The organism is Pseudomonas sp. 05T35 (genome assembly GCF_056396605.1).
In genome coordinates this window covers 1-2,967 of the sequence record NZ_JBFTLU010000511.1, presented here as the reverse complement: position 1 = coordinate 2,967, position 2,967 = coordinate 1, and the positions used below count along the sequence as shown (strand labels likewise).

Annotated in this window: 3 protein-coding genes; all 3 read left to right on the top strand. The window is 60.8% G+C overall.

Translation table 11 applies throughout. The annotated features are described in order from the left end of the window. Positions 1-1,151 (top strand): circularly permuted type 2 ATP-grasp protein (locus AC1DH9_RS26290; RefSeq protein ID WP_477809079.1); only part of this gene is annotated, 1,151 nt, incomplete at its 5' end. A 12-nt stretch (positions 1,152-1,163) separates the two neighbouring features. Further along, positions 1,164-2,114 (top strand): alpha-E domain-containing protein, encoded by a 951-nt coding sequence (locus AC1DH9_RS26285; protein ID WP_427540406.1) that lies wholly within the window; start codon positions 1,164-1,166, stop codon positions 2,112-2,114. Further along, on the top strand, positions 2,111-2,914 hold the full coding sequence (locus tag AC1DH9_RS26280) for a transglutaminase family protein (RefSeq protein WP_477809078.1): 804 nt from the start codon (positions 2,111-2,113) through the stop codon (positions 2,912-2,914). The genes AC1DH9_RS26285 and AC1DH9_RS26280 overlap by 4 nt, the downstream gene beginning before the upstream one ends. Positions 2,915-2,967: the final 53 nt, after the last annotated feature.

Below are 2,967 nucleotides of genomic sequence, written 5' to 3'. Positions count from 1 at the left end.
GTATTCAGCGGGTCAAGGCATTGAACATGTTCCTTGCCGACCTGTACCACGAGCAGCGCATCATCAAGGCCGGCATCATCCCCGCCGAACAAGTACTGGCCAACGAGCAATACCAGCTCGCCATGCAAGGGCTGGATCTACATCGCGATATCTATTCGCACATCTCTGGCGTCGATCTGGTGCGCGATGGCGACGGCACGTACTACGTGCTCGAAGACAATTTGCGCACGCCCAGTGGCGTCAGCTACATGCTCGAAGACCGCAAGATGATGATGCGGCTCTTCCCCGAGTTGTTCGCCGCCCAGCGCATCGCGCCCATCGATCATTACCCGAACCTGTTGCTCGACACGCTGAAAAGTTCCAGCCCGCTGGACAATCCGAGTGTCGTGGTACTGACTCCCGGGCGCTTCAACAGTGCGTTTTTCGAGCACGCGTTTCTGGCGCGGGAGATGGGCGTGGAGCTGGTGGAAGGCGCGGACCTGTTCGTGCGCGACGACAAGGTGTTCATGCGCACCACCGACGGTCCGAAAGCCGTCGACGTGATMTACCGTCGCCTCGACGATGCTTTCCTCGATCCGTTGGCGTTCAATCCGGATTCGATGCTCGGCGTTCCAGGACTGCTGTCGTCCTATCGCTCCGGCAATGTGGTGCTGGCAAATGCCATCGGCACCGGTGTCGCGGACGACAAGTCGGTTTATCCGTTCGTGACCGACATGATTCGTTTCTACCTGGACGAAGAGCCGATCCTGAAGAACGTGCCGACCTGGCAGTGTCGCAACCCGTCAGAACTTTCTCACGTGCTGGCGAACCTGCCTGAACTGGTGGTCAAGGAAACCCAGGGTTCCGGTGGTTACGGAATGCTGGTCGGGCCTGCAGCCACCGCTGCCGAGATCGAAGCGTTCCGCGCACGCATCAAGGCCAAGCCCCACGCGTATATCGCCCAACCGACGTTGTCCCTGTCGACCTGCCCGACGTTTGTCGAAAACGGCATTGCCCCGCGGCACATCGACTTGCGTCCGTTTGTCCTGTCAGGCCGCGAAACCCGGGTCGTCCCCGGTGGCCTTACCCGTGTAGCCCTGCGCGAAGGATCCCTGGTGGTCAATTCGTCACAGGGTGGCGGAACCAAGGACACCTGGGTGGTCGAGGATTGAAGGAAGCCTGCCATGTTAAGTAGAACTGCCTCGGATTTGTACTGGATGTCGCGTTACCTGGAGCGGGCGGAAAACCTCGCACGGATGCTCGACATCAGTTATTCGCTGTCATTGATGCCGCAGGATGGCCGCGGCGATGGTCTGCACGAATTGGCGATGCCCTTGCTGATCACCGGCACGCTGGACGATTACCTGGAGCGCCACGGTCAATTGCACGCCGAGCGCTTGCTGCACTTTTTTGCCCTGGATGTGGCCAACCCGGCCAGTATCTACAGTTGCCTCGGCGCCGCGCGGGTCAGCGCTCATGCAGTACGTGGGCGGATCACCGCCGACATGTGGGAAAACATCAACGCGACCTGGCTGGAAATTCGCGGTATCGCCGAACAGGGCCTCAGTCGCTATGGCATGAGCCGTTTCTGCGAGTGGATCAAAGAACGTTCGCACCTGTTCCGGGGCGCATGCTACGGCACCATTATGCGCAACGATGCCTTCCGTTTCATTCGCCTGGGGACCTTCATTGAAAGGGCCGACAACACGCTGCGCCTGCTCGATGCCCGCTACGAAATGGCCGGCGATCAGGCCGAGGCGGTCAGCGATGGTACGGCCTATGCGTATTACCAGTGGAGTGCGTTGCTGCGGGCCTTGTCGTCGTTCGAGGCGTACACCGAGATCTACCGCGACGCCCCTGGCGCGCGGCACGTCGCCGAGCTGTTGCTGCTACGTGCCGACGTACCGCGTTCGCTGCGTGCCTGCACTGAGGAAATCGACCAGATCCTCGCCAGCCTGCCGGGGACCAATGGCCGTCCTGCGCAACGTCTGGCAGCAGAAGTGGATGCGCGGCTGCGATACACCGGCATCAACGAAATCCTCGCCGAAGGCCTGCACGCCTGGCTGACCGAGTTCATCCCGCTGGTGCGCCAGTTGGGCAACGCCATACACAGTTCCTATCTGGAGGCTGCATGAGACTTTCCATTAGCCACGAGACCACCTATCACTACGAAGATCAGGTGCGGGCAAGCATCCAGTATTTGCGATTGACGCCTCACGACAGCGAGCGTCAGCACGTACTGAGCTGGCGGCTCGACCTGCCGCGGCCAGTGCGTGCGCAACTCGATCCGTTTGGCAACATCCTGCATGTGCTGACGATGGACGAGCCGCATGAGGCAATCATCATCGGCGCACGAGGGCTGGTGGACATCGATGAGTTGCGTGAGGCCGAGCATGAGAGCCAGTCAGCGCTGCCGTTCTTGCGTTTCACTCGACTGACCGAGGCGGATGAAGCGTTACGCGCATTCGCCGAGAAGCAATGTCGCCAACGGCGTGATCGCACAGCGTTGATCGACTTGATGCATGGCCTCAACCAGCACATGACCTACACGCCGGGCTCCACCGAAGTCGACACCAGCGCCGCTCAAGCGTTCGCCGGGCGTGCCGGGGTCTGCCAGGATCACGCCCATGCGTTTCTTGCCTGTACGCGTAGCCTGGGGATTCCAGCGCGGTATGTGTCGGGTTATCTGTACAGCGAAAACAGCGAACACCTGGCCAGTCACGCCTGGGCAGAAGCCTGGCTCGACGACGCGTGGTACAGCTTCGATGTCACCAATGAACTGGCCAAACCCGAGCGTCATCTGAAACTGGCGGTGGGCCTCGACTATCTCGATGCCTGCCCGGTACGCGRCATGCGCCGTGGCGGTGGCGGGGAGCAGATGCACGCCAAGGTGTTCGTCGCGCCGACGCCGGTGATCTCGGTTCACCAGCAGTAATATCGGGAATACCGCATCGCGAGTAGGCTCGCTCCCACAGGTCTTGTGAACAC